Annotated in this window: 5 protein-coding genes; 2 read left to right on the top strand and 3 right to left on the bottom strand. The window is 48.0% G+C overall.

Features of this window, described 5'->3' with window-relative positions; all coding sequences use genetic code 11:
- Positions 1-831 (top strand): phospho-N-acetylmuramoyl-pentapeptide-transferase (gene mraY, locus KB557_RS10285; RefSeq protein ID WP_255133910.1); only part of this gene is annotated, 831 nt, incomplete at its 5' end.
- A gap of 65 nt (positions 832-896) precedes the next feature.
- Positions 897-1,082, top strand: coding sequence for a hypothetical protein (locus KB557_RS10290; protein ID WP_399218993.1), 186 nt, complete (start codon positions 897-899; stop codon positions 1,080-1,082).
- On the opposite strand, the gene KB557_RS10295 is transcribed toward KB557_RS10290, so the two are convergent.
- The 3 genes from KB557_RS10295 to KB557_RS10305 all read right to left on the bottom strand — a co-directional run.
- Positions 1,079-1,252: a cytochrome B6 gene (locus KB557_RS10295; RefSeq protein ID WP_255133914.1), complete on the bottom strand. Its 174-nt coding sequence runs from the start codon at positions 1,250-1,252 to the stop codon at positions 1,079-1,081. The genes KB557_RS10290 and KB557_RS10295 overlap by 4 nt on opposite strands.
- A 2-nt stretch (positions 1,253-1,254) precedes the next feature.
- Positions 1,255-2,715, bottom strand: a complete 1,461-nt coding sequence (locus KB557_RS10300) for an alpha/beta fold hydrolase (RefSeq protein WP_255133916.1) — start codon at positions 2,713-2,715, stop codon at positions 1,255-1,257.
- 73 nt (positions 2,716-2,788) lie between these two features.
- Positions 2,789-3,049: carbonic anhydrase family protein (locus KB557_RS10305; protein ID WP_255133918.1), on the bottom strand; the 261-nt coding region annotated here is incomplete at its 5' end.

Raw genomic sequence — 3,049 nt, forward strand, 5'->3', positions numbered from 1 at the left:
CCCACCATGGGTGGTTTATTGCTAGTGCCCTGCGGAGTGTTGGTGGGGGGCTTGGTAAGCCCTGGAGATCAACGCCTAATGCCCGTGGCGCTTGTAACGCTTGCCTTTTTAGTAATTGGCGGAATAGATGATTGGCGCAGCCTCACAAAACAAACAAATAAAGGCCTAAGCCCCAAAGGCAAGTTGTTGTTGCAGGCCCTAGCCGCTGGCCTATTTTTGCTTTGGGCCGCTCTGCATAGGGCCCTACCGGGGGGGATCGCCTTACCTTTTGGTTGGTGGTTACCACTTGGGTTATTGATTTGGCCCCTGGCCTTATTTGTGTTTTTAGCTGAAAGTAATGCCACAAATCTCACCGATGGCCTCGATGGTTTAGCCGCTGGCGTTGGGGCAATTGTATTTATGGGTTTAGGGCTGCAGCTGATGCTGCGGGGTAATAGCGGTGATCCAGCCCTTGCAGGTTTTTGCGCTGCATTAGCAGGGGCCTGGCTCGGCTTTTTATTACACAACCGCAATCCTGCCCAAGTATTTATGGGAGATACGGGTTCATTAGCGATGGGGGCAGCCCTTAGTGCTATCGCGCTGCTTTCAAACAGCCTTTGGCCTTTGTTACTAATGGGTGGAGTGTTGCTTGCGGAATCGCTATCTGTGATTTTGCAGGTGTGGGTATTTAAGGCAACAAAAGGCAGTGATGGCCAAGGGCATCGCTTATTTCGCATGGCACCTTTACATCATCATTTTGAAGAAGGGGGCTGGCCTGAACTGCAGGTGGTAGTTAGTTTTTGGGGTGTTAGTTTAATATTAGTGCTGCTTGGCTTAGTGCTGAGGCCATAAAACAAATGCCCTATTTCACCTGGAAGGAAAAAGGATTAACCCAAGATTGCAGTAGTTTAGCGGCGATGGCAGCCCGCTTTGAAGAAGCAGCAAAGTTGATGCGCCGTATGGCTGAAGCAGGTTTTGAAGTGGTACAAATTAATGGTAAGCAACAAATTGCCCATCAAGATCCGGCCTTATTTCAAGCTTATGGCTTTATTAGTGAAGAAGCGGCTGAAAAACAATTAGATTTAATACTTGAAACTAATTAACCTTTTCTAAAACCAAGTATCCAAATTATAATAAAAACCAACCCTGATAAGCCAAGGTAAAGCAGTGCACTATTTTGTAAATTAACCATATCAAGGCCAAATGGCAGAGCGCCTGGATCACCAGCAGTGGCGTAGGCAATCAAACTTGTAAATCCCGTTTCTAACTTCATTTCTAAGTTCCGCCGCCAAGCCTTAATTGCAAACTGGCCGGATCTGTTATGCCAGTGCTTGCATCAAACGGTTTTGCAATTAGCCATTGGAGCAGCAAAGCCCGCAACGGACCGCCATTTGAATCAGCCCCCGCGGGCAAGTTGAAGTGGGTACCCCGCTCGGCTATCACTAGCTGGCTGCCATTTTTTGGATATTGGGAAAATGGAAGCAGTGCTTCTGGTTTTGGCGGTACCACCAGATCACTGCTACCTGATACCACTAAAACCGGCAGCTTTAAATCTGAAATACCGGCAGCAAAAACCAAAGCCTGCGGTGGACTTACCGCCACCACACGGCTGATGCGGGGATCAGCAAATGAACCCGCCACTGCCGCTGGCAGAAAACTGCATTGCAATACCCAGCTGAGGTTGCGTTTTGGATGTTCAGGATCTTTGCAAGCATTCCACAAATCGGAAGCAACGCTGCGGGCTCCAGCTAATTGCAAAGCGGTGGTGGCGCCCCAAGAGTGGCCGATAAAAACCACATTGCGAGGGCTAACGCCAGCCGCCCCTGGGATTTTGCCAGTTTCTAAAGCATCTAAAACTGCTTTCACCTCAGTAGGGCGCCTGAGGAATTCAACAGGTGCTGGCGGCGCTGCATGGCCAGCCAACATTTCAGCTTGCTGATTGCGATCACTCCCGGCATGACGGGGCAAGAAAACAGCTGCCCCATGGGAAGCCAAATGTTGAGCCCAACCCAAGAAGCTGCTGGGGGAATCCCATAATCCATGGGAGATAACAACAGGCGGCAAGCTGGGCTTATCCAGCGGACGCACAACGGTTACCTCTAAAGGTTCATTGAGATTTTCAGTAGCTGGCAGCAGCACAACACTTGTTTGGGTTGCAAACTTACCCGGCGCCAAAAGAGGAGCAGGAGCAGGCGCTGCCTTATTGAAATTTGGAATCAGTTCTGCTGCGGCAAGCTGCTGCCCTTGTAAACGCTTAATAAAAGGCAAAGCACGATCTAATCGCACTGTTACGCTTTTTCCAGGGATTTCCTGCAATACATTTAGCAATGAAACCTGTTCATATTTAGCTTGAGCGGCCTTGATGCCAGCTAAAACAGGATCTGTTTTTAACAAGTTTGGTTGAGAAGCATCCACTTCAAGCAAACTTCCAAGTAATACCTCACCTTGACGCGCCATAGCGCTATCAAAATCTTTTTGAATAGGCAGAGGGCTGTTTAGCAATTGCAGCAGAGAGCTGGCATAACTACCGTTTGTGGCGCGGTTTAACTCGGCAAGGTCGCTGTTGCCAGCCCAAAGTGCATCAGGGCTAGCAAGTTCTTTGAGCTGCACAGTTAGTTTTTGGCGCAGCACCGGCAGCAACACATGCAACTCATCTATCGCCTGCACTGGGCGAGGCAATAGATGAGCAAACATCATTAGGGAAACAAGGAGCCAGGGCATGCGGCCAATATTCATTTCACCAAAATAATATCAACTACTATAAACCACGGCAGCTAGAATTAGCTATTAATAACAAGCTATGAACGAATTAATTACTAGATTTAATCACACGCTCATTAAGAGGCTGCAATGGCCGAGCATTCATTGGGTAAAGCTTTTGAAAGTTGCTTAATTGCTCAGCTGAAATTGAAACCGGATCCTTCAGAATATAAAACTGAACTCCTTCGCTGCAAGGGGGAGTAGTTAAAGACCCAGCGTAGGTATAATAGTCAAGATTAACTGGTAAAATTCCTGAAAGGGACGGTAAATTTAGTTCTACCTTAGCGCCTTTTGTTCGAGGAAGTTTACT

The organism is Synechococcus sp. Cruz CV12-2-Slac-r, from assembly GCF_024346075.1.
GTDB lineage: Bacteria > Cyanobacteriota > Cyanobacteriia > PCC-6307 > Cyanobiaceae > Synechococcus_D.